19 protein-coding genes, 2 tRNA genes, 1 rRNA gene and 2 pseudogenes are annotated in these 23,987 nt (G+C 42.3%); 13 read left to right on the top strand and 11 right to left on the bottom strand.

Features of this window, described 5'->3' with window-relative positions; genetic code table 11:
* Nucleotides 1–34: 34 nt before the first annotated feature.
* Nucleotides 35–1,138 (bottom strand): flavin-containing monooxygenase, encoded by a 1,104-nt coding sequence (locus tag ACGF5R_RS17620; protein ID WP_387692019.1) that lies wholly within the window; start codon nt 1,136–1,138, stop codon nt 35–37.
* A gap of 376 nt (nt 1,139–1,514) precedes the next feature.
* Between ACGF5R_RS17620 and ACGF5R_RS17615 the strand changes: the two genes are divergently transcribed.
* The 9 genes from ACGF5R_RS17615 to ACGF5R_RS17575 all read left to right on the top strand — a co-directional run bounded on the left by ACGF5R_RS17615 (nt 1,515) and on the right by ACGF5R_RS17575 (nt 10,782).
* Nucleotides 1,515–2,693, top strand: a complete 1,179-nt coding sequence (locus ACGF5R_RS17615) for a LuxE family acyl-protein synthetase (RefSeq protein ID WP_112877316.1) — start codon at nt 1,515–1,517, stop codon at nt 2,691–2,693.
* A 16-nt stretch (nt 2,694–2,709) separates the two neighbouring features.
* Nucleotides 2,710–3,066: an iron-sulfur cluster assembly scaffold protein gene (locus ACGF5R_RS17610; protein WP_112877317.1), complete on the top strand. Its 357-nt coding sequence runs from the start codon at nt 2,710–2,712 to the stop codon at nt 3,064–3,066.
* A complete protein-coding gene (locus ACGF5R_RS17605; protein WP_387692005.1) occupies nt 3,063–4,253 on the top strand; it encodes a cysteine desulfurase family protein in 1,191 nt (396 codons plus the stop codon). The genes ACGF5R_RS17610 and ACGF5R_RS17605 overlap by 4 nt, the downstream gene beginning before the upstream one ends.
* A gap of 240 nt (nt 4,254–4,493) precedes the next feature.
* Nucleotides 4,494–4,730 (top strand): acyl carrier protein, encoded by a 237-nt coding sequence (locus ACGF5R_RS17600; RefSeq protein WP_387692003.1) that lies wholly within the window; start codon nt 4,494–4,496, stop codon nt 4,728–4,730.
* A gap of 154 nt (nt 4,731–4,884) precedes the next feature.
* The gene (locus tag ACGF5R_RS17595; RefSeq protein ID WP_387692001.1) at nt 4,885–6,150 is read left to right on the top strand and encodes a beta-ketoacyl-[acyl-carrier-protein] synthase family protein; all 1,266 of its coding nucleotides are present in this window, start codon (nt 4,885–4,887) and stop codon (nt 6,148–6,150) included.
* Complete coding sequence (locus tag ACGF5R_RS17590) at nt 6,147–6,962, top strand: MaoC/PaaZ C-terminal domain-containing protein (protein ID WP_262980495.1); 816 nt, start codon at nt 6,147–6,149, stop codon at nt 6,960–6,962. The genes ACGF5R_RS17595 and ACGF5R_RS17590 overlap by 4 nt, the downstream gene beginning before the upstream one ends.
* Before the next feature lie 56 nt (nt 6,963–7,018).
* Entirely contained in the window at nt 7,019–7,762 is a 744-nt protein-coding gene (gene fabG / locus ACGF5R_RS17585; protein WP_262980496.1) for a 3-oxoacyl-ACP reductase FabG, read from the top strand.
* A gap of 322 nt (nt 7,763–8,084) precedes the next feature.
* A complete protein-coding gene (emrA, locus tag ACGF5R_RS17580; protein ID WP_112877327.1) occupies nt 8,085–9,257 on the top strand; it encodes a multidrug efflux MFS transporter periplasmic adaptor subunit EmrA in 1,173 nt (390 codons plus the stop codon).
* Between the two features lie 7 nt (nt 9,258–9,264).
* Nucleotides 9,265–10,782: a DHA2 family efflux MFS transporter permease subunit gene (locus ACGF5R_RS17575; protein WP_262980497.1), complete on the top strand. Its 1,518-nt coding sequence runs from the start codon at nt 9,265–9,267 to the stop codon at nt 10,780–10,782.
* A gap of 161 nt (nt 10,783–10,943) precedes the next feature.
* Here the strand turns inward: ACGF5R_RS17575 and ilvA are convergent, their stop codons facing one another.
* From ilvA to ilvL, 6 genes are all read right to left on the bottom strand, one after another.
* The gene (gene ilvA, locus ACGF5R_RS17570) at nt 10,944–12,494 is read right to left on the bottom strand and encodes a threonine ammonia-lyase, biosynthetic (protein WP_387691997.1); all 1,551 of its coding nucleotides are present in this window, start codon (nt 12,492–12,494) and stop codon (nt 10,944–10,946) included.
* Nucleotides 12,495–12,498: 4 nt separating this feature from the next.
* A complete protein-coding gene (gene ilvD, locus ACGF5R_RS17565) occupies nt 12,499–14,349 on the bottom strand; it encodes a dihydroxy-acid dehydratase (protein ID WP_112877331.1) in 1,851 nt (616 codons plus the stop codon).
* Between the two features lie 67 nt (nt 14,350–14,416).
* On the bottom strand, nt 14,417–15,343 hold the full coding sequence (locus ACGF5R_RS17560) for a branched-chain amino acid transaminase (protein ID WP_387691994.1): 927 nt from the start codon (nt 15,341–15,343) through the stop codon (nt 14,417–14,419).
* 23 nt (nt 15,344–15,366) lie between these two features.
* On the bottom strand, nt 15,367–15,624 hold the full coding sequence (gene ilvM, locus ACGF5R_RS17555; RefSeq protein ID WP_011148754.1) for an acetolactate synthase 2 small subunit: 258 nt from the start codon (nt 15,622–15,624) through the stop codon (nt 15,367–15,369).
* Complete coding sequence (gene ilvG, locus ACGF5R_RS17550; RefSeq protein WP_112877334.1) at nt 15,621–17,267, bottom strand: acetolactate synthase 2 catalytic subunit; 1,647 nt, start codon at nt 17,265–17,267, stop codon at nt 15,621–15,623. The genes ilvM and ilvG overlap by 4 nt, the downstream gene beginning before the upstream one ends.
* 138 nt (nt 17,268–17,405) lie before the next feature.
* Complete coding sequence (ilvL, locus tag ACGF5R_RS17545; protein WP_071647081.1) at nt 17,406–17,504, bottom strand: ilv operon leader peptide; 99 nt, start codon at nt 17,502–17,504, stop codon at nt 17,406–17,408.
* A 657-nt stretch (nt 17,505–18,161) separates the two neighbouring features.
* Here ilvL and ACGF5R_RS17540 point away from each other — a divergent pair.
* Nucleotides 18,162–19,685, top strand: a complete 1,524-nt coding sequence (locus ACGF5R_RS17540; RefSeq protein WP_112877335.1) for a YifB family Mg chelatase-like AAA ATPase — start codon at nt 18,162–18,164, stop codon at nt 19,683–19,685.
* Nucleotides 19,686–19,732: 47 nt separating this feature from the next.
* On the opposite strand, the gene ACGF5R_RS17535 is transcribed toward ACGF5R_RS17540, so the two are convergent.
* Complete coding sequence (locus ACGF5R_RS17535; protein ID WP_112877337.1) at nt 19,733–20,071, bottom strand: DUF413 domain-containing protein; 339 nt, start codon at nt 20,069–20,071, stop codon at nt 19,733–19,735.
* Nucleotides 20,072–20,196: 125 nt separating this feature from the next.
* Between ACGF5R_RS17535 and hdfR the strand changes: the two genes are divergently transcribed.
* The 3 genes and pseudogenes from hdfR to ACGF5R_RS17520 all read left to right on the top strand — a co-directional run.
* Nucleotides 20,197–21,033 (top strand): HTH-type transcriptional regulator HdfR, encoded by an 837-nt coding sequence (gene hdfR, locus ACGF5R_RS17530; protein ID WP_112877338.1) that lies wholly within the window; start codon nt 20,197–20,199, stop codon nt 21,031–21,033.
* 437 nt (nt 21,034–21,470) lie between these two features.
* Nucleotides 21,471–22,190: pseudogene (locus ACGF5R_RS17525) on the top strand (IS982 family transposase); the annotation flags it as partial.
* Nucleotides 22,191–23,012: 822 nt separating this feature from the next.
* Nucleotides 23,013–23,150, top strand: a pseudogene (locus ACGF5R_RS17520) (IS982 family transposase); the annotation flags it as partial.
* A 369-nt stretch (nt 23,151–23,519) separates the two neighbouring features.
* On the opposite strand, the gene ACGF5R_RS17515 reads toward ACGF5R_RS17520, so the two are convergent.
* The 3 genes from ACGF5R_RS17515 to rrf form a co-directional block, all read right to left on the bottom strand.
* Nucleotides 23,520–23,595, bottom strand: a tRNA-Trp gene (locus tag ACGF5R_RS17515).
* Between the two features lie 9 nt (nt 23,596–23,604).
* Nucleotides 23,605–23,681, bottom strand: a tRNA-Asp gene (locus ACGF5R_RS17510).
* Between the two features lie 203 nt (nt 23,682–23,884).
* A 5S ribosomal RNA gene (gene rrf / locus ACGF5R_RS17505) occupies nt 23,885–23,987 on the bottom strand; the annotation flags it as partial.

Below are 23,987 nucleotides of genomic sequence, written 5' to 3'. Positions count from 1 at the left end.
ACAGAGTAAAATATCACTATTATGAATTAATCATTCATTTTAATGATACACGCTCTTTCAGATAATTTTCCACCCATTTAGCGACCCGACAAGTGTCTTTATAAGCCCCTAACATCAGTTCAGAACCACGGCTACTCAACCATTTCCGCCCAACGATAAATAACCCAGGATAAGGCGTTTTCCCACCTTCTGCATGACCATTTTTACAAACGAATCCATTAGCATCCGCAGCACCGGGAAGCGTTAACCATGCCGTATCATCTTTATACCCCAAACACCAGATAACCGTATCCACCTCATATTGATTGCCGGACGAATCACATAATTTATTGTCTTTTATATCAACTAGCCTATTCGCTATTTTTATACCCCAAGCAGCTAGCCGATGGTTTTTCAGGTCACCACAAGGAATAGGATTACGCCGCCGCATAATTTTCCCTACTAAACTGTAATAATTGGCAAATAACAGACCGCTTTTACTTAACCACCAAAATATATCTTTGCCCAATATTCTATTAGGTAAGAGAGGACGGGAGGAACCGCAAAATAATGTCACCTTCGCAGTTGCTGCCAAATCTTTAGCAATCTGACGACCACTCGCACCATCACCAACGACAGCAACTCGGCTGCCCGTTTTAATTTGCTTAGGTTCCCGGTATTGATCTGCTGCAATTTGTTGTATATCTGTAGAAAACCGTTCAGCAAGCGCCGGAATATCAACTAATTGATTAGCCCCTGTTGCATTAACCAAACAAGGCGCATGAAATACTTTCCCATCTTTTGTTTTAACACGATAGCCATCTGTATCATGCTTCACCTCAATCACTTCGGTTTGAGTATGTATCGCAAGGTTATGATGTGAAGCATAGCGCTCAAGGTAATCAGCAACTTCATTTTTATCTGGATAACCTTCTTTAATTCCAGGAAACGGTAAGCCATGAAGTTGAGTCATACCGCGTGAAGTGAATAATAGCATATTATCTGGGCGCCTGCGCCACACATCACCAATACGTGCCTCCCGCTCTAATATGCAGACATTAATATTCTTAGCCGCAAGGATAGCAGCTAAACTTAACCCGGCTTGACCGGCACCCACAATTAAGCAATCCATTTTCATCATGCGTACTCGTTTTTTAATTTGGCATTTATTTATATTTTATTTCTATCATTATCCCAATCTTAGGACAATGAAAAAATTTACAAAAAGAACATTCAATAGATCAAAAAACAACGAACTTCACAAAAATATAAAAGACAATTAAAAAATTTACTTGAATTAACTGGTCATATTCGCACTAAAGTGAATATTTTGAATAAACCAGCTATTTTTAGTATAATTTTAACAATATTGACAAATCCATATAATGATCAAAGCAATAATATAGCCAATTTATTCAATAAAAATAAATTATTAATGACTATCATTTTTGCCTACGTAACTTATGCTTTATCGCTATAACTTATAATAAGCAAAGACTAATTTATCTACTCTTTACCCTACCGGAGATGAAAAAATGGAAAATATCAAAAATATATATGACGATATAAAATCTCGTGGCGGAAATCCGTTGAAGTGGTTAATAGCCGATGTTGACCTTCTCTATAAGCTGTCTAAAGAAGAGCAACAAGAATTAAAAACCTGTTTGCTTAAGGACGCTTTTAATTTCCATTATCATAATAACCCTTACTATAAAGATATTTGTGAAAAACAAGGTATTAAACCAGAAGATATCCAGAATTATAATGACTTAGTTCGCATCCCACTAATACCCGTTGCAACTTATAAATCAGCCGAAAGTCACCGTTTATTAAGCAAGCCATTATCTGAAATCGAACATGAAATGCGCTCAACGGGTACCAGTGGAATTCCTAGCGTTTATCGTCGTTGCCACGATACGATGGATCATACAGTATTGGCTGTCTATTCCAATTATCGCAGTATGTTCAAAGTATCTGGCGGTGCCGGCCTATGTTTATGCCCGTCAACAGAAGATATTCCAGAAATGGCACTGGTCAAAATCTTTAATTTCCTGACAGGTTTGTTAGATACCCGACGCTATATGATTAATCAGGACCGCTTTTCTCCAGAAGATGCACTGAATCAATTAATCCAGTGGAAAGGTAAGTTCACTCGTCATTTAATTGGCCCTCCATTCATGATCCATCGTTTTATCACGTTCCTAAAAGAGAATAATACCAAGCTCACTTTAGATCGCGATAGTATGGTAATCACCATGGGCGGCTGGAAACGTTTTACCGGGGATATGATCTCCCGCGGCGAATTAAATGCAGATATCGAAGAATGGATGGGCATTCCAGTTTCCCGGATACGTGATATGTATGGTCTGGTTGAAGCAAACGTTCTTGCCATCGAAGATGAATATAACCATAAGCATGTTCCACCTTATATTCATTTCTCCGTCCGTGATCCTAATGATTTAACACGTGAGCTACCTGAGGGTGAAACCGGGCAATTAGTGATCCTAGATCCACTCTCTGTTTCCACTCCCGGCATGTTACTGACAGAAGATTTGGTCTATTTGCGTACCGATCCTAATAAATCCTGGCGTAATTCTCAGCGAGTTCAGTTTGTTATGCGTACCGCTGCTGCTAAAGAGTTTGGTTGCTGTGCAGTCAACCTTGAGAGAAAAATGTCAGACGATGAAGGTACTTCAGCTACACCCGCTGTATAAATAGCAAGGTGGAATTATGTTTAACAACATCATTATTGACAACTTTTGCAATCCTGACTGCCAAGGGATGTTATCTGCCCCCACCATTAAACTGGCATTAGGTAACCCTGTATGCGGTGACAAGGTTGATATCGACCTGACACTGGATAACCAAGGGCGGGTAAATAATGCCTGTTTTCGTGCATGGGGATGTACCGCCTCTCTGGCAATGTCTAACCAATTTTGTCGTCATGCTAAAGGTAAGACTCTCGAAGAATTGAATGCATTATCGCCTGAGGGAATAGATGCATTATTAGGCGAGTTAGAACCCGCACAGCAACACTGCCTTGATATGCTGCATAAGCTATTTGAGCAGCTAAAGGGAAAAATATGACAAGTCTATATTTCGACTACAACGCCACAACACCGCTAAGTGTTAAAGCGCAGTTGGCGATTAAAGACGCAATGTCTATTTTTGCTAACCCGTCTAGCCACTACAGCTTAAGTGGCACGGCGAAAAAGTTGCTCACTGACGCTAGAAGATCGATGGCTGCATTGATGGGCACAGTCCCTGAGCAAATCCTATTTACATCAGGGGGAACCGAAAGTAATAACCAAGCCTTATCCAGCTTGTTAGCAACACTTTCCGGTTCGGATCTGTCTGCTCATCATGTTATTAGCTCTTCCATTGAGCATCCGTCTGTTCTGGCACCGTTACTCTGGTATCAGCAACGCGGGCTCCAGCTAACGCTGATCAATCCCGATAATCAAGGACGGATCAGTGTACAAAGTATCCAGGAAAACCTACGACCACAAACACGTCTGATCACATTGATGGCGATTAACAACGAAACCGGCGTGATCCAGCCCTATGAAGCGGTCGCCTCTTTAGCAAAAGAGGCCGGTGTTTATCTACATATCGATGCAGTACAGGCTATTGGTAAGCTTCCTTTTAGCTGTGACACACTTTCCGGCGTAACGACCGTATCTTTCTCCGGCCATAAGTTTAACGGCCCGAAAGGTATTGGTGGACTCTACCATGCACCAGGTATTCAATTAAATCCCTTGCTACATGGTGGAGGGCAAGAACAAGGAGTACGCAGCGGCACTGAGAACACCTTAGGACTTGCTGGACTGGCAGCGGCAGCTAAAGAATCACTGAACGGCTTGCAAGGACGCTTCAATACTTACAAAGCGCTCAGAACAACCTTGCTATCTCTGTTAGATCAATATCATGTTAACTACCTGATTAATGGTAATACCAATCCAGCGTTTCAGGCACCTTGGACTCTCAATTTAAGTTTCCCTGGTATTCGTGCTGAATCGCTAGCCAGCAGGCTAGATTTACGTTACGGCATCTCTTTATCCTTAGGATCAGCCTGTAGCAATAACAAATCAACACAACGTTCTCATGTTCTGGCTGCTATGAGGCTCCCCGATGATCGTATTGATAGTGCGGTACGCATCAGTTTCGGATATACCACAAGCCAAGATGATATTGAGATATTGGCTAGCGCTATCAAACAAGAAACATATAACTTACTTAAAATTTCAGGGAAATCTTTAATCACCCAGGAATAATAGCAAAACGATATTTAAAAAACGGTGTGGCAGGAATAACGCATTTATTAATTGGTACCTACACCCTATGGATTTCAAGATGCATCACGACGGCAACGGAGCGAATCCCCGGGAGCACAGCTAACTGTGTGACCGGGATGAGCAAGTGCAGCCAACAAAGAGGCAACTTGAAAGATAACGGGTATATATTCCTGCACCTAAGCTCCGCCAATATTTTTCAAATTTTTAGGGGATATTAATATGAAACTATTTGAATTACTTCAATCTCAAATTACTGAATTAACTGATATCGAACCAGAAGATATTACTCTTGACACCCTGCTTGATGATATTCATCTGGTGAGTCTGGATTTTGTTTCTATTCAGGTTGCTTTAAAAAGAGAAATGGGAATTCAACTGAATTTCGATAAGTTCCAACGAGATAACACGACGACAATTAGTGATTTCGTCAACTATGTCAGTGAATTAACAAAATAATCATCACCAATGCACTTGGATGTTAGCTGTCTATGACGATATCACAATGCAGCTAACATTCATTTTTATGATGCTTTTATCTGCCAATCCTATTATTTGGTTGTATTAAAAATAAAGCATGTCACCAGGAAATAAATTTTGGAGATAATGTTTCATGAATATTCAAACAGGCTATCACCGCGTTGCCGTCACAGGCTATGGTTCTATCTGTTCACTTGGGCAAAATACCCAAGAAATTTGGGATGCAATTCTAAACTACCGTGTAGGCTACAAAAAGGAAGACCACCCAGACGTTTCTGTCGTAGCAAAGTTTTTCGGCAATATCCCTTTTTCTCCTGATGTATCTCGGTTTTCCAAAAAGTTATTAAAGAACCTGCCCAAATTCAGCAAACTTGGGCTGATTGCTGCGGATGAAGCAATCAAGATGGCATTTGGTCACGATAAAGCCGCTCTTGACGAAAATTATTCTCCTTTTGAACGCGGCGTCATTTTTGGCACTGGCTGGGGTGGAGAAGATGCAACCGTTGAAAACAGCCATTCCTATGCTGACCAAGGCATTGCTTCACCTATGACCAATATTATGTCTATGCACAGCGTAGGGACAGCGGCAATTTCAATGAACTGGAATTTACGGGGATATCAAAATACCCCGGTTGCAGCTTGTGCAACTGGCAGTATGGCGATAGGTGATGCGTTTGAACTTATCCGCAGTGGACGCACTAAAATGATGCTAGCAGGGGGCGGTGAAAGCATCAGAGATCCATTCATTGTCTGGAGTATCGACATTCTTGGAGCATTGAGTAAAGAACAGGAATCTGTCGAAAAGGCCTGCTGCCCATTCAGTAAAGATCGTAGTGGTTTTGTTATGTCGGAAGGCGCTGCAATATTATGCCTTGAAGACTATGACAGCGCTGTTGCCAGGGGAGCCAAAATACTGGCGGAAGTGATTGGCTATGGCAATAACTCTGATGCGTCAGATATGACAGCCCCGGCACCAGATTGCAAAGGACGGGTCATGGCGATTCAGATGGCGCTGGAACAGGCCAAGCTCTCCACCTCAGATATTCACTATATTAATGCTCATGGGACATCAACCCCATTAAACGACATTAACGAAACCGGTGTTCTAAAAATAAGCCTGGGCGAGCACGCTTATCGTATCCCTATTTCCAGTACAAAATCCTATACAGGCCATCTTATTGCCGGAGCCGGAGCAATTGAATCCATTTTCTGTCTCAAAGCGATAGAAACAGCAACGATTCCCGCAACGATGCACTTGAATAACCCTGATCCTCTATGCGATCTGGATTATGTCCCCAATACCCACCGAACTCACCAAGTTGTTGACACTGCTTTAAATGTTAACTACGGATTCGGTGGCACAAACTGTGCACTTATTTTCAGGAAAGCCGACAGATGAACGTTCAATTTCGTAAAGAAGATCTCAGTCAATGGGCTAAATTCTCTGGCGACTACAATCCTATCCATTTTGATGAAAAAATCGCTAGAGAAGTCGGGTTGGGTGGTATTGCAGTACACGGCATGCTGGCAATGATCCCGCTCAAAAGCGGATATGATTATCTGTCACAACCAAATGGGGAAATGGGCAGACAGTGGCACGTTAATTTACGCAATCCCGTACCTCTGGATGCCTGCTATTGCGTCAAAACTAAGCACACTGACCAAAATGGGAAAACGACCTTTAATCTGCAAGACGAAACAACCAACCTGAAACCTCTAGTTGGTCACTATAGTTGTTTCGATTTTTCACAAAAAACTAGCTTTCCCGAAAAACCACGTTGCCAAGTTCCCATACAAGAGACAATAAAAAAATCCATCGAATTTAAACATACCTTTCCGGAAGTCAATGAATTCTGGATCTTTCTTGATGCTCTGATGTTTTATCTTTTTATGCAGCAAAGTGCCAAAACTGCACTAGCAACAGAATTTAAAACCTATTTTGGCAAACAAGAACATGATGAAACATGCCTCAAAGACCTCATTGTTTTGCATGTTATGCACACTGTGAGTTTCTCTCCAGCGCTGCTTAATCGCCAAATCCCAGATGAAATGCCAAAGATCGAATATATGATCCTACCAAAAGATACATTCGACGTTGATGGTTCGTTATACGGTACGTTGGAAATCCCGATCTGGCTGAATGGCAAAATCTCTTTAGTTGTTGAGATGAGTCTGATGGGAACAACAAAAAGAAAGCAGATTGCCAACTAAGATTTGATGAATGCGGTATTGGCAGACGGATGGCAAAAATTTAGAGGAATAACTTAATGAGTATCAGCACCCCTTGGGTTTTTATTTCAGGAGGATCACGTGGTATCGGCAAAGGCATAGTAAAAATGCTGGCTGCTCAGAACTATCACGTGGTTTTTACCTATAAATCAAGCACAAATGAAGCTCAAACATTATGTCAGGAAATTGAACAGCAAGGTTATCGCTGTGAGGGCTATCAATGTGATGTCTCAAACGCCGAAGAAGTCAAAACATTGTCAACAGAGCTTATCTCACGATATGGCTCTCCCTATGCCATCATCAATAACGCCGGAATTACACAAGATGCATTACTGATAAATATGAAAGAAGAAGAGTGGCACAATGTCATTTCTACCAATCTTTCTTCTGTTTATTTAGTCAATCACGCTTTTCTCCCTGAAATGATTACTGCGGGAGAAGGCTGCATTATCCACATAAGCTCAGTCACTGCGTTTAAAGCCAACTCAGGGCAAGTTAACTACGCTGCAACCAAAGCCGCTATGATCGGTATTACCCGCTCGTTAGCGGTTGAAGTTGGCCGATTTAATGTTCGAGTCAATACCGTTGCGCCTGGCTTTATTGATACTGAAATGTTGGATCATATCCCTGCATCACACAGGAAAAAACTGTTATCTACCATTCCATTGGGCCGTTTAGGTTCAGTGGAAGATATTGCTCTGGCAATCAATTTCCTGCTCAGCCCCGGAGGACGCTACATCACCGGGCAAACATTCGTTATTGATGGAGGAATGACTGCCTGAGTCAGTTAAATAATTAACATCAATAGCTTCGTATCCTTATTATGTGATTATTTGTACCCAGATAAATGTTCTGGGTACTGACACAAAATACTGTTAATCATTGCCAGATAGACAATCCAGCCTCTCTGATAAATGTTAATAACGATAATAAACAATTTTAATATTAAATCATGCTTTTGGCGTTAAGTGCTAAATATTAGCAATTTTCATTTTATCAGATGAGAAGGGCTTGACCTTGTAGTCGACTCCAAGGTGTTTAATCAAATATAAGCACATTAATTAAGACGAATTTATTTTTAATCACTGTGATGGGAGAGAACACATGGACGGAGAAATACAATCACCTCCGCTTAATGAGAAAAAGTCAAAACGTAAGTTAACACTGATCCTCGCAACTCTCTTATTTATTTTTGCCGGGTTAGGTTACTTCGCCTATTGGCTTATTTCATTACGTCATTATCAAGCAACTGATGATGCTTACGTTGTTGGTAATCAGGTACAAGTAATGGCCCAGATCACCGGCAGCGTAACCGCTATTTATGCTGATAATACCGACTTCGTTCAGCAAGGCGATATTTTGCTACGTTTAGACTCTATTGATGCGGAACATGCTTTTGAGCGAGCGAAAAATATATTGGCTAATAATGTCAGACAAACTCACCAAACCATTATTGATAATGAAAAACTATTAGCTAATATTGCGCTCAAACAAACGGCATTACAACAGGCTCAAGATGATTTAAAACGACGTGAACATTTGGGACTCACAGGTGCTATCGCCAAAGAAAATCTGATTCATTCCCGCAATAGCGTGCAAATGGCAAAATCTGAGCTAAATGTTGCCCGACAACAATATTATGCTAACAAAGCACTAGTTATAGACACCCCATTAAATCAACAACCTGCCATTAAACTGGCCGCTTCCCAACTCCGCGATGCATGGTTAACCTTACAGCGCACCCAGATTGTAGCGCCGGTAACAGGATACGTTTCACGCCGCAGTGTTCAAGTAGGCTCACAAATAAAAAGTGGCGCTCCATTGATGGTTATCGTACCCGCTGACCAACTTTGGGTCGAAGCTAACTTTAAAGAAGTTCAACTCGCCAATGTCCGTATTGGTCAACCCGTAACACTGATTAGCGATTTCTATGGCAATGATGTCATTTATAAAGGTCAGATCGTTGGTCTTGATATGGGAACTGGCAGTGCATTTTCTTTATTACCAGCACAAAATGCCACCGGTAACTGGATCAAAGTGGTTCAACGTTTACCTGTCCGTGTTGAACTAGAAGCACAACAACTTATCGATCATCCTTTACGCATCGGTTTATCCATGCACGCCACGGTTGATACCCGAAATCGGGATGGTCTGGTGCTTGCCGACACGCCTCGTAATGGCATTGTTTATGAAACCAACGTCTTAACTTACAACACCGGAGAAATTGATCAGCTAATTAACGAAATCATTCAAGTTAATACCAGTCAAAATAAGTGAGGTTAACATGCTAAAAGAGCCATTATCAGGAGCCAAACTTGGCTGGCTAACCCTGGCTTTAGCATTAGCCGCTTTTTTACAAATATTGGATCTGACTATTGCTAACGTTGCAATATCAACAATTGCTGGAGATCTGGGTTCATCAGTATCACAAGGTACTTGGGTAATTACTTCATTTGCTGTTGCTAACGCGATCTCTATCCCATTAACAGGCTGGTTAGCAAAACGGTTCGGGGAAGTCCGGGTTTTCTTAATTTCAATGATCTTGTTTGTTATCACTTCCTGGCTGTGCGGTATTGCCAATAACCTAGAAATGTTGATTATTTTCCGTATTCTGCAAGGTATCTCAGCCGGGCCAATTATGCCCCTTTCGCAAAGTTTACTACTCAACAACTATCCTCCGCTAAAACGCAATATGGCATTGGCACTGTGGTCAATGACTATCGTTATCGCTCCGGTTTGTGGTCCGATACTCGGCGGTTGGATCAGCGACAATTACCATTGGGGATGGATCTTTCTCATCAATGTTCCTGTTGGCTTTGTTGCCATTGCTATCACCTGGATGCTGTTAAAAGACCGGGAAACTGAAACAACAGCTAGGTCAATTGATATCGTAGGACTAATTTTATTGGTCATCGGTGTTGGTTGTTTTCAGCTATTGCTTGATAGAGGAAAAGAGCTTGATTGGTTCAACTCAACAGAAATTATTGCATTAGCCATTATCGCAGTTATTGCCATAACTTTCCTGATCATCTGGGAATTCACCGATGATGATCCGATCATTGATTTATCACTATTTAAATCACGTAATTTTACTATCGGTACTTTATGTATCAGTTTTGCTTTCCTACTCCATATAGGCACTCTGGTTTTGCAGCCTCAACTATTGCAAATGGTATTTGGTTATACAGCCACTTGGGCAGGATTGGTAATGGCTCCATTAGGAATAGTGCCGATAATGCTCGTTCCACTCATTGGTCGTTTTAGTTCAAAAATTGATATGCGTTATTTGGTTATGTTTAGCTTTATCATTTTTGCACTCTGTTTCTTTTGGAGAACGAATACCTTTGAGCTATCAATGGACTTTGCCACCGCTGCCTGGCCACAATTTATTCAGGGCTTTGCTATCGCCTGTTTAATTATGCCACTAACAGCCATTATATTATCTGACGTTGAACCCGCTAAAATTGCCTCTGCCGGTAGCTTGTTCAACTTTTTACGCACGCTGGCAACATCCGTAGGTACTTCAATTACCACCACCATGTGGTCCCGTCGCGAAGCTGTCCACCACGTTCAGTTAACTGAATCGATAACTCCCCATAATCCTATTGCCCAACAAGCCTATGAAAAAATGGAACAACTAGGGATGTCACACGCCCAAGTCAGTCACTCTCTGGCACGTGAAATCACCAATCAGGGATTGATTATTGCTGCTAACGAGATTTATTGGCTATTTGGCTTTATTTTTCTGATCTTGCTGATCTTTATCTGGTTGGCAAAACCCACTGTTGGAGAAAAGAAATAGCACAATAATCAAAGAATTTATTATAGAGCTCTTTCCAGTGGAACCTAGGCGAATATTAAATCTTGTCAAAATAGCACCTTATCCAGGCGCTATTTTGTCGTTTTATAGAACATGTTTTTTCATTACCAAGACACCGATCAACCTCCGGCTGCTTCAGACGCCTAGCACATTAAAAAGAATTTAAACGCGGGGGTATCCGTCTCATCGTGATACGCATAGCCTAATGCATCAAGATGACGCTTAAAACGCACTTCCGCTCCTGACAATTCAAATGCCGCTAATACCCGGCCATAATCTGTACCATAATTGCGATAATGGAATAACGTAATATTCCAGTGAGTTCCCAAAGTTTGTAGGAACTTGAGCAAAGCCCCTGGCGATTCAGGAAATTCAAAACTAAACAAGCGCTCTTTCAATGGCTTAGATGGACGACCGCCGATCATATAACGAACATGTAATTTCGCCATTTCATCATCTGAAAGATCAGCAACCTGATATCCTGCGGTACGTAATTCCTCGATAATTTCCCGCCGTTCTACCTCACCACGACTCAGGCGAACACCAACGAAAAGACAAGCCTGATCAGGATCTGCATTCGTATAACGATAATTAAACTCTGTTACCACCCGATCGCCCAATTTCTGGCAAAAACTCAGGAACCCCCCTTTCTGTTCAGGAATAGTCACTGCCAGCAATGCTTCCCGCTGCTCGCCCAATTCACAACGCTCAGAGACATAGCGTAACCCGTGGAAGCTCACGTTAGCGCCAGAAAGAATATGTGCCAGTCGTTCACCTTTAAGTTGATGCTGCTGAACATACTTTTTCAATCCAGCTAGCGCCAATGCACCGGATGGCTCAGCAATCGCACGTACATCTTCAAACAGATCTTTTACCGCCGCACAAATAGCATCACTGTCTACCGTGATAACATCATCCACATATTGCTGACACAAACGAAATGTTTCATCACCGATACGCTTAACAGCAACACCCTCAGCAAATAAGCCAACTCGTGGTAAATCTACCGGATGTCCAGCTTCCATCGCCGCTTTCAGGCAAGCTGAATCTTCCGCTTCCACCCCAATGATTTTAATTTCTGGCATCAGTTGCTTAATCAACACTGCCACTCCAGCAATCAAGCCACCACCACCAACAGGTACAAAGATGCGATCCAAGCGCACATCCTGTTGCAAAAGTTCCATCGCCAGTGTTGCCTGACCTGCGATTACAGCGGGATGATCAAATGGAGGAATAAAGGTATAGCCCTCCTGTTGTGCCATTTCTATTGCTTTAGCTTTAGCCTCATCAAAATTAGCACCATACAACAGAGCCTTACCACCGAAACTACGGACTGCATCGACTTTAATATCCGCGGTAGTAACCGGCATAACAATCAGAGATTTTATTCTCAAACGATTGGCAGAAAGTGCAACCCCCTGAGCATGGTTACCGGCTGACGCAGTAATCACTCCCCGGTTTTTTTGTTCCTCAGTCAAACCTGCAATCATGGCATACGCACCACGGAGCTTGAAACTATGAACAGGTTGCCGATCTTCCCGCTTTACCAAAATAGTATTTCCTAAGCGGGCAGAAATTTTCTCCATTTCCTGCAAGGGCGTCACCTGAGCAACTTCATAAACCGGCGTACTTAATGCCGCTTTCAAATACTCTGCACCATTTGGTGCGGAAGTTAAGGGAAGAAATGCAGCCATGCGATTATCCCCCTAACTTAGATTTATCACGGACGGCCCCTTTATCCGCACTGGTCGCCAATGAAGCATAAGCTCTCAGGGCAAACGATACCTGACGTTCACGAGCTTTCGGCGTCCACAATTTATCACCGCGGGCAAATTCCACTTCTTTACGGGTAGCAAGTACCCTTTCATCTACATCAAGTCGAATTTTCCGCCGTGGAATATCAATATCAATAATATCGCCATCTTGAACCAAACCGATTAGCCCCCCATTAGCCGCTTCCGGAGAAACATGACCGATCGACAAACCCGAGGTACCACCAGAAAAACGCCCATCGGTAATCAATGCACAGCTTTTGCCTAGCCCCATAGATTTTAGATAAGTCGTCGGATACAACATTTCCTGCATGCCAGGCCCACCTTTTGGCCCTTCATAACGAATGACCACTACATCACCAGCAACGACTTTTCCACCCAAGATCGCATCAACCGCATCTTCCTGACTTTCGTAAACTTTGGCTGGCCCACGGAACGTCAGACTGCCCTCATCAACCCCGGCGGTTTTTACAATACAACCATCTATAGCCAAATTACCAAATAGAACAGCAAGACCGCCATCCCGGCTATAGGCATGTTCAATGTCGCGAATACACCCTTCTACACGGTCAGTATCCAACGAAGGCCAGCGACAATCTTGTGAAAATGCCTGAGTAGTACGGATACCCGCAGGGCCTGCCGAATACATCTCCTTCACTGACTCATCTACCATCTGCATCACATCGTACTGATTAAGCGTTTGTAACAAATCCAGACCCAAAACATTTTTAACCTGACGATTCAGCAAACCCGCTCTATCCAGCTCACCTAAAATACCGATCACACCACCAGCACGATGAACATCTTCCATATGGTATTTTTGTGTACTTGGTGCAACTTTACATAGATGAGGGATCTGACGAGACAAACGATCAATATCCGCCATAGTGAAATCAACCTCCCCTTCCTGCGCCGCAGCCAGTAAGTGAAGCACAGTATTTGTTGAACCACCCATTGCAATATCCAACATCATTGCATTTTCAAATGCGGCTTTCGTTGCAATACTACGCGGCAGAGCACTGTCATCATTTTGTTCATAATAACGCTTAGTCAACTCAACAATGCGTTTGCCTGCATTCAGAAACAGCATCTTACGATCTGCATGAGTAGCCAGTAATGAGCCATTCCCCGGTTGAGACAAACCCAGTGCTTCTGTAAGACAATTCATAGAGTTAGCAGTAAACATACCTGAGCAGGAACCGCAAGTTGGGCAAGCTGAGCGCTCAATCTGATTGCTATCCTCATCACTGACTTTCGGGTTCGCGCCTTGGATCATTGCATCGATCAGATCCAATTTAATAATCTGATCTGACAATTTAGTTTTACCCGCCTCCATAGGGCCACCAGAAACAAAAATCGCCGGAATGTTCAGACGTAGTGCTGCCATCAGCATTCCTGGTGTAATTTTGTCACAATTGGAAATACACACCATAGCATCCGCACAATGTGCATTCACCATATATTCAACAGAATCAGCGATCAATTCACGTGACGGCAGAGAATAGAGCATACCACCATGCCCCATTGCGATACCGTCATCCACCGCTATAGTATTGAACTCTTTTGCAACACCGCCTGATGCTTCAATCTGTTCCGCAACCAGTTTACCTAAGTCCCGCAAATGAACATGCCCTGGAACAAACTGAGTAAATGAGTTAACTACTGCAATAATCGGTTTACCGAAATCTGCATCGGTCATCCCTGTCGCGCGCCATAAAGCGCGAGCTCCTGCCATATTGCGGCCATGAGTCGTAGTGGCAGAACGGTACTTAGGCATTATCTTCACTCCCGTGTTATCAAAACAGGCGGGGAACGAACCGCCCGTTAAATTATTTATAGTTCTATTAAGGATTGACTGTATCTAACCAACCCCATTTATCATCTGTCGTACCATCAAACAAGCCAAAGAAAGCTTGTTGAATTTTTTTGGTAATAGGTCCACATCTACCGATACCAACCTGAATATCATCAACACTGCGAACGGGTGTGATTTCAGCCGCTGTGCCAGACATAAAAACTTCATCAGCCAGGTACAGTGACTCGCGCGACAATACCTGCTCACGCACTTCCAGCCCTGAATCTTTCGCCAGTTTGATAATGGCATCGCGAGTAATTCCTGGTAATGCAGCGGAGGTAAATGGTGGGGTAAATAATATGCCATCTTTTACTTCAAATAGATTTTCACCCGCACCCTCAGAGATATAACCAGAAACATCCAGTGCAATACCTTCCTGATACCCACGACGACGAGCTTCACTACCCACTAAAAGCGAAGACAGGTAGTTACCACCGGCTTTAGCCGCAGTTGGCATTGTGTTTGGTGCCGCACGATTCCATGAAGAAACCATCGCATCAATTCCTTGATCTAATGCGCCTTCTCCCAAATAAGCTCCCCACGGAAAGGCGGCAATAATGACATCAGTTTTATAACCGGCAGGTGGATTAACCCCCATGCCAACATCACCGATAAAGACCAATGGACGTATATAAGCACTGACTAAATTATTTTTACGAAGAGTTGCCCGACACGCCTCCATTAATTCATCGACACTCTGGTTCAACGGCATACGATAAATCTTTGCAGAGTCATGTAAACGCTGCATATGCTCACGATGGCGGAAAACCACTGGCCCTTTATGAGAGTCATAGCAGCGAATTCCCTCAAAAACAGATGTACCGTAATGTAAAGCATGGGACATCACGTGAACTTTAGCATCTGCCCAAGGAACCATCTCACCATTGAACCAAATGTAATCGGATTGCTTCGTCATTCTCTTATTCCTTTATTTCTACGTTATGCACGTATGAGTTGTGATTTTTGTTGCAGGATCTTGACGCCAGCGACATCCACTAATTTAGTCAGTTGTGAAGACAACAAATTAACCGGTTTTTGGCTGGCAACAATTAATTCGATATTAACATTATCGCCATCCATTGTTTGATCCATATTCATGGAACATATCTGAAATCCACGATGACGCGTTACCCGTAAGATACGCTCTAATATTTCAGGACGGAAACGAGCATGGATTGCAAGTTGATGCTGCATCATAATGATTTCTCCAACATAGTTTCATTGCTTGCACCGGGAGGAACTAACGGCCAAACGTTCTCTAATTCCTCAATAGATACCTGTAATAAATAAGGACCCTTACTGCTGAATAATGCATTCAGCGCTTCATCAATCTGTGATTTATCTGTGATATGTTGCCCAGGAATACCAAAAGCTTTCGCTAATGTGACAAAATCGGGGTTATCTGTTAATGTCGTTTCACTATATCGCTTATCAAAAAACAGCTCCTGCCATTGCCGCACCATTCCCAATCGCTGGTTATCCAACAATAAAATTTTTACTGGTAATTGCTTGCGTTTAATTGTCCCCAATTCTTGAACATTCATCATGAAAGAGCCATCTCCAGATACACAAATCACCATATCTTCCGGTCGAGCAATCTGAGCACCAATTGCAGCAGGGATACCAAATCCCATTGAGCCCAATCCACTAGATGTAATGAAATTTTCAGGCCCATCAAAAGTCATATGCTGAGCTGTCCACATTTGATGCTGTCCAACATCGGTAGTAATAACCGTATTAAATGTTTTACGATCTGAAACCTGCTTCAATAACCAAGGCGCATAGATACTCTCTCCCTGATGGTCATAACACCAAGGATATTCAGCTTTCAGATACTTAACTTCCTGTTGCCAGGGCATAATTGACAACGGCTGTTGCAAACGGGGCAATAATACCTTCACATCCCCCAGTAACGACACATGAGCCTGACGTAATTTACCCAACTCTGCCGGATCGATATCCAGATGAATGATTTTTGCACACGGAGCAAAAGTATTGAGTTTGCCAGTCACACGATCATCAAAACGAGCACCTACAGCAATCAACAAATCACATGACTGAACGGCAAGATTGGCCGCTTTCGAACCATGCATCCCAAGCATTCCCAGATAACATGGATGTTCTGAATCGGCAGCCCCCAAGCCTTTCAACGTAGAAGCAACCGGCATACCTGTTTCCACAACAAAATCTCGCAGAATAGAAACTGCTTGAGACATCCCTACTCCACCACCGACATACAACACTGGCTTTGCCGCAGCCGCAATCATTTTCCGAGCTTGTTCTAATTCACTTTCCGAGCAGGGCTCCTTTTGCTCAACGGGTACCAAATGTGGTACCAAATTCCCCTCTTTCAACTGAATATCTTTAGGAATATCAATCAAAACTGGGCCAGGTCGACCACTAGTGGCAATAGAAAAGGCTTCCGCCATAATTTGAGGTAAATCTTCCAGTGAGTCCACTAAGAAACTGTGTTTAGTACAAGCAAGGGAGAGGCCTAAAACATCGACTTCTTGGAAGGCATCAGTTCCAATCAATTCAGAACCAACCTGACCAGTGATAGCAACAATAGGAACAGAATCTAACAATGCATCGGCTAATCCAGTGATTAAGTTTGTTGCTCCCGGTCCCGATGTAGCGATACAAACTCCCGGCTTACCACTAGCTCTCGCATAACCAATTGCAGCCATAGCTGCCCCCTGTTCATGCCGACAAAGCAAATGCTCCACCCCACCATCGTACAAAGCATCATAAACCGGCATGATCGTACCACCAGGGTAGCCAAAAACCTTATCAACCCCTTGCGTTCGTAATGCCTTTACAACCCACTGCGCCCCGTTCATTTTTCATATCCCCTGTGTTTACCCTGTGAGACAAGATTTTGTTCTGTTGTATGTTTCCGTCTCTACCGGATTTTGCTTGTCGAAAAAAAAACCCCGCGCCTTTCGGTGCGGGGGTCTTCGAGAGATCTGGCTGTTATTCTAAGCCTTTCTTCGTCCAAGTGCAGCCCCGCACGGTGGGATAATAATCACCACCACGCTGACAATAATTAGGCTAATCACTAGGACAAATGTGTTCATAATCTTGGTCGTTTAATTCGTTTGTTTAATCTATATTTAAGAGTTATCACGTTCTTCATAGCTTGACAACATTTATTTTGTTTTATTACTCGATATAAAAAAATACTATTTATTTTCAATTAAATACTTGTTATATGGATTATTTATCCAGTAAATAGACCGATTTAAGTGATAAAAACTAACTGATTAGATATAAACAAAACAACACATTAATAGATAACATAAAAAACAAATCATCCGACTATAATCAAAAATAAAGAGCTTGTTATTAATCACTTGAGTAACAAAAACTTCTCATTAAAAATAAAGCATGATGATATAACATACTAAATTCATCCACTGTAAAAATATATATAAATTTGAATTTAAATTAAATTCAACCAATGAAAAATCAATCTTAAAACATAACTAAAATAATAAAAAAACCTCAAAATAAGAATATAAAAATAATAGATAAAATGATTTAAACATTAAAATAATAAAAATTAAATCATTTAAATCAATAAAATAAAAATCATTTGATTTAAATTCCAAAATAAAATTTTTATAGTTGCTTCGAAAAATATTTATTAGAGCCGCTTCGCAAAAAAATAATAGAAAACTATTTATTATCTAATTTCAGTCCATCATATACGCTTTCTTACTAAGGAGAATAGGATGGCCCTCGCTGTTATTTATACCCGAGCGACTATAGGTATTCACGCCCCTATTGTTACCGTTGAAGCGCATATTAGTAATGGTTTACCTGGATTAACCCTAGTTGGTTTGCCTGAAACAGCCGTAAAAGAAGCAAGAGATCGTGTCAGAAGCGCGTTGATCAACAGCGGGTTTACCTATCCGCCTAAAAGAATCACCGTCAATCTTGCACCCGCAGATCTTCCCAAAGAAGGTGGCCGTTATGATTTGCCAATCGCTATCGCTATTTTAGCCGCTTCAGAACAAATACCTACCAATAAACTAAGTCATTACGAATTTCTTGGTGAACTCGCTCTATCCGGGGGTTTACGGAAAGTTAACGGCGCAATTCCAGCCGCACTCAGCGCAGGAGAAGCAGGAAGACAACTTATTCTACCAACAGAAAACGCAATGGAGCTGGCAATTTTATCTCAGAATGAAACGTTAATGACAGAACATCTCTTGCATATCTGTCACTTTCTTCAGGGAGAACAACAACTGCTGACAGCACCAATCCAACATGAATCCTTAACAGAACCATCACAACCGGATCTGCAGGATATTATTGGCCAGGAACAAGCAAAACGCGCCCTAGAAATCACAGCCGCAGGCGGACATAATCTTTTGCTACTTGGCCCACCAGGGACAGGAAAAACAATGCTGGCAAGCCGGCTATGTAGTCTATTACCACCATTAACAAACAAAGAGGCCCTTGAGATTGCCGCTATCAATAGCTTGATGGATACCTACCTTCCACCTGAACAATGGCATACACGCCCATTTAGAGCGCCTCATCACAGTTCTTCAATGGCAGCTCTAGTCGGCGGCGGAGGACTTCCAAAACCTGGTGAAATTTCACTTGCTCACAACGGCGTGCTATTTCTAGATGAACTACCTGAATTTGAACGCAGAGTCCTTGATGCTCTCAGAGAACCGCTGGAATCAGGGGAAATAATTATCTCCCGAGCCAGAGCAAAAGTTTGTTTTCCTGCCCAAGTTCAATTGATAGCAGCAATGAATCCTAGCCCTACAGGCTATCATCAGGGCATTAAAAATCGAAGTAGTCCTCAGCAAATACTTCGATACCTAGCGAAACTTTCTGGTCCTTTCTTGGATCGTTTTGATCTCTCAATTGAAGTTCCCCTGTTACCCATTGGAACATTGAGTAGCCCTGTTAGACCAAGCGAAAGCAGCAAAGATGTAAGATTAAGAGTACTAGCAGCACGAGAAATACAACTAAAACGTTGTGGAAAAATTAATGCTCATCTGAATAGTAAAGAGACAGAGACATTTTGTAAGCTCAAACCTGACGATGCTGTATTTCTAGAACAAACTCTAATAAAACTAGGGCTTTCAATCCGAGCATGGCACCGAATTCTGAAAACATCCCGGACACTTGCCGACTTAGAAGAAAAAAAAGAGATAGAAAAACCACATATCATGGAAGCCTTAAGCTATCGCAGTATGGACAGATTATTAATACAATTACAAAAACAATCAGGTTAGCAATGAAAAAGGGGCAAAGCCCCTAATATTCATAACTTGTGATAATATTAATCATCGGTGTCGGTATAGTCATCAGAAGCATCGATCTGGGGCTTACCGCCTGAAAGAGTATGAAAACGCTTTGGACGACTAATCTTTGCAAGATATTTGGTCCATACTTTTTCTTCTATTGTCACAGGCTGCCGTTCACCCCGGCAAACAGCAACAAACAGCTCTTCTACTTCTGTTTGAGGCTCGCGTTTACCAAGATCTAACTCATTGAACGCATAACCATGGCGCTCTAGCAATTGCGCCTCTTTAATGGTGAAATCGCCATGGCGGGAGAACCCGCGAGGATAATTTTTGTTATCAAAAAAACGATTAGTCGTGATGAAGCTTTCGGCCATCTGACACACTCCTAATTCTAGTACTGTTACTATCATGCCAATTATGGCGCGGAGTATTAGATAGGCCTGGCGTTCTGTAAAACAAAAAATTTAAATCTTAACGATAAATATTATTGGAGATATATGTGGACACTGAATTACTGAAAACCTTCTTGGAAGTCAGTAAAACTCGTCACTTTGGGAGGGCAGCCGAATCACTGTACCTGACGCAATCAGCAGTTAGCTTTCGCATACGCCAACTAGAAAATCAATTAGGTACTCATCTTTTCACTCGCCACCGTAATAACATCCGTCTTACAGCAGCAGGAGAGCGCCTTATTCCCTATGCAGAATCACTGATGAGCACCTGGCTATTGGCTAAAAAAGAGATAATGCATGCTTCTCAACATATTGAATTAACAATTGGTGCCACTGCATCACTATGGGAAGCATATTTAACTTCCTGGTTACAAGGCTTCTATAAAAAACATCAGGAATTAAGATTGGAATCCCGGGTTTCTACACGGCAATCCCTTGTTAAACAGCTTCATTCACGTGAGTTAGATCTGTTGATCACTACCGAACCACCCAAAATGGATGAGTTCCAAAGCCTATTATTAGGAAATATTTGCTTAAAGTTATTAACAACAGAAGAAAATCTGAAATACCAAATTAAAAATTACATCAAGCTAGAATGGGGAGCTGATTTCCATCATCAAGAACAACGGATTTTAAAAAGTGAGCAGTTACCTACCATCACAACCACTTCAGCACATATAGCCCGCCAACTACTCAATAGCGTAAGAGGAGCCGCCTTCTTACCAATACACTGGCAAAATGAATATCCAGAGCTGGTCTCCTATCCAAATACTGAACTAATTGAACGCCCATTATATGCCATATGGCTACAAAAGAATGATCAGCAAGCATTCATTCAACAGCTATTAAAAATACCTATCATACATACTCCTACAAGAGGTTAAGAAGCATCCATGTAAATCATTTAATTAGCAAATATATGTTCTGCAAAATTTATGGATAGCAATACTATACGAAAACAGGAATGAAAATAGTAAAGGAGAAAGAAATTTCAGATCGAGCATAAGGTGGGATTACTTTTACTATCTTCCCACATATAGCTCCTATTTACTAAGTAATCCTTACGTATAGTATAACCTGAATCAGACGTAGTGTTCCCACCTTATCGTTTTAGGTATCCTATCCTTCAAACCGAGCTTTTCTTAAGAAGAAAATTTTCACAATCAAAATATTAGCTAAGATCCATTCGTACATATCCTCTAGACACTTAGTTCAGAAGGACTTTAACTAACCCGAATTCTGGATAAGAAATTGACGAGAAGCCTGCTCCAAGAGCAAAGTTTTGGTGCACACCAAAAACAGCTCTGAGGTGGAACAGGCTATGAATAAGTTAGTTGAAATTTTCTGTGATGTCGATGATTTTTGCCGTTTTTTCATCCCGCAATGGGAGCCGTTTTGCCTCGATAACGGATACCGCCTGCGCCACCGACAAGGTCACATGTATCCCAGTGAAATCATGACCATTTTGATCCTTTTTCATCTGTCACATTACCGTGATTTTAAAAATTTTTATCTAGAACATATTTGGAAATATCACCACAACGATTTTCCCACCTTGCTCCGCTATCCTCGTTTTGTCAGTGTCGCCCCTTCCTTTTTGGTGCCACTATGCAGTTATCTGACTCAACTAAAAGGGAAACCCACAGGCATTGCTTTAATTGATTCCACCAGTTTGCGGGTTTGTCATAACATCCGTATTCCCCGTCATAAGGTTTTTGAGGGGATAGCAAAACGAGGAAAAACCTCAATGGGGTGGTTTTACGGTTTCAAATTACATTTGGTTGTTAACCATCAGGGCGAAACTCTGGCGCTTAAAGTTACCGCCGATAATGTGGATGATCGGGAACCTGTTCGCGAATTAACAACAGAATTAACGGGTACTCTTTACGCCGACAAGAGGTATCTCAGTCAGGAGCTCGCTGACGATTTAGCCAAAATCGGTGTCACTTTCATCACAAAAAAGCGCCGAAACATGAAAGCGTGTATGCAAGCTGAGTGGGATAAGATAATGTTATCAAAGCATTTTATCATAGAAAGTGTACCGCAGGCATACAAACTTGCTGCATAAGGAATAAGCGTAAGATTGTGGCATAAGCTCAGGAAGAGATGGTGGCAGGTCCACCGAAGTCTGCTGTCGGAAGCTCTGGCTTCATCCCCCCTCAAGCGGCTGCCGTAAAGAGCGCTGGTCGTGAGCGTTGAGGTTAAAGCGCGAACAATAGTTCGGCAGGTAGGGTACAAAGAGACGAGTAAAACCGAACCCATGTGGACGCGTCGTAAAGAAGAGATTTGACATTAAAACCGGGGGCGTTTCTATCTTCCTGGATAAATCTGTAAGTGAATTCCGAATACTGCGCAGGTGGTGTCCGGCGTAGAGTGGGCGTGACTTTGTATCGGACTCTTTCTGGGAACTGCGGGAACCCGTCATCACGATGTCAAGGGAGAAATGCAAGTCACTAAATTGACAAGTGATGAGAGTACCGATGAGTGATACGGGGGCGGAGTGACTCGTAGTAGTGAGGAAATATTTGTAATGAATGTGGAGCAAAGGGGTCACGTCAAGCAGCCTTGCCCGGTATCCAACTATCAGACAGGAGGAGATGCTGGGGTTAAGGCAAAACCGTTTGTCATTGAAAAAAGGGATGTGCACCGTGCCGGGTTATTGGTCAAAGCCAATCAGGGGGCGGCGGGCGTAGATGGTCGAACCATTGCGGATTTTGAATCAAACCTAAAAGGGAATCTATATAAACTGTGGAACCGCTTATCATCGGGCAGCTATTATCCGCCCCCGGTGAAAGGTGTCACTATTCCCAAGAAATCAAGTGGTGAACGTCTGCTGGGTATTCCCACTGTTGTGGATCGTGTAATAGAGCATTCGCGCCACCGAAGTATAAAAGGATTTATGTTGACCGTTTTAGGCGGTTTGATTGCCTACTGCCTTAAATGGAAGAAACCATCACTGAAAGTTTTCTATTCAGAAGACGATTTTTCAGTGACGATTTAAACAGAATTCGGGTTAACTAGTATGAAAATTGCCAAAAAGTCTAAAAAGTTATCTATAAGAATTCACTTTGACAATAGATAATTAGAAAGAAAGGTTTTATTGCTATAAGATCGAATAACATTGAGAACTGAAAAATGTGTAACCAAACCAGACAATATTTGGGAACAAATTTTCCAAGTGAGATCATTTCTGGAGAAAAGGTTCGCATAAGAGGATTTTTAGTGTAACGGCAAATCCGTTTTTCTTACAAAGTTCCATTAGAAAAAAGGCACCGACCAAAAAGTCAGCGCCTTATCAATAATCTAATTCAAGTAGCATATATGGATCACCAATATTATAAACTACCCTAGTTGCTACTTAACTTATAACTGGCAGGGGCGGAGAGACTCGAACTCCCAACACCCGGTTTTGGAGACCGGTGCTCTACCAATTGAACTACGCCCCTAAATTAAGGTGGCGGTGCGGACGGGGCTCGAACCCGCGACCCCCGGCGTGACAGGCCGGTATTCTAACCAACTGAACTACCGCACCACCGAATTCTCTTTGATTTATATCGCTGTTACGACATAAAACTTAAATATCAAACTTAGCAGCTCATAAACGGCTTTCCTGCCGTTTGCCCTTCGGACCATCGCAATTCGCGACGTTCAAACCCGTTGCCGATGGAGTTTGTCCTACTCTCTGCTACTCTTGCCTCATGTTGCTTTGCTGTCGCAACACAATGCTAAATTAAAGCCTGGCAGTTCCCTACTCTCACATGGGGAGACCCCACACTACCATCGGCGCTACGGCGTTTCACTGCTGAGTTCGGCATGGGGTCAGGTGGGACCGCCGCGC

The organism is Photorhabdus sp. RM71S (genome assembly GCF_042879355.1).
In the GTDB taxonomy this organism is placed as follows: Bacteria; Pseudomonadota; Gammaproteobacteria; order Enterobacterales; family Enterobacteriaceae; genus Photorhabdus; species Photorhabdus kayaii.
Note: the sequence above shows the minus strand (reverse complement) of the source record. Positions and strands in the feature narration are given on the sequence as shown.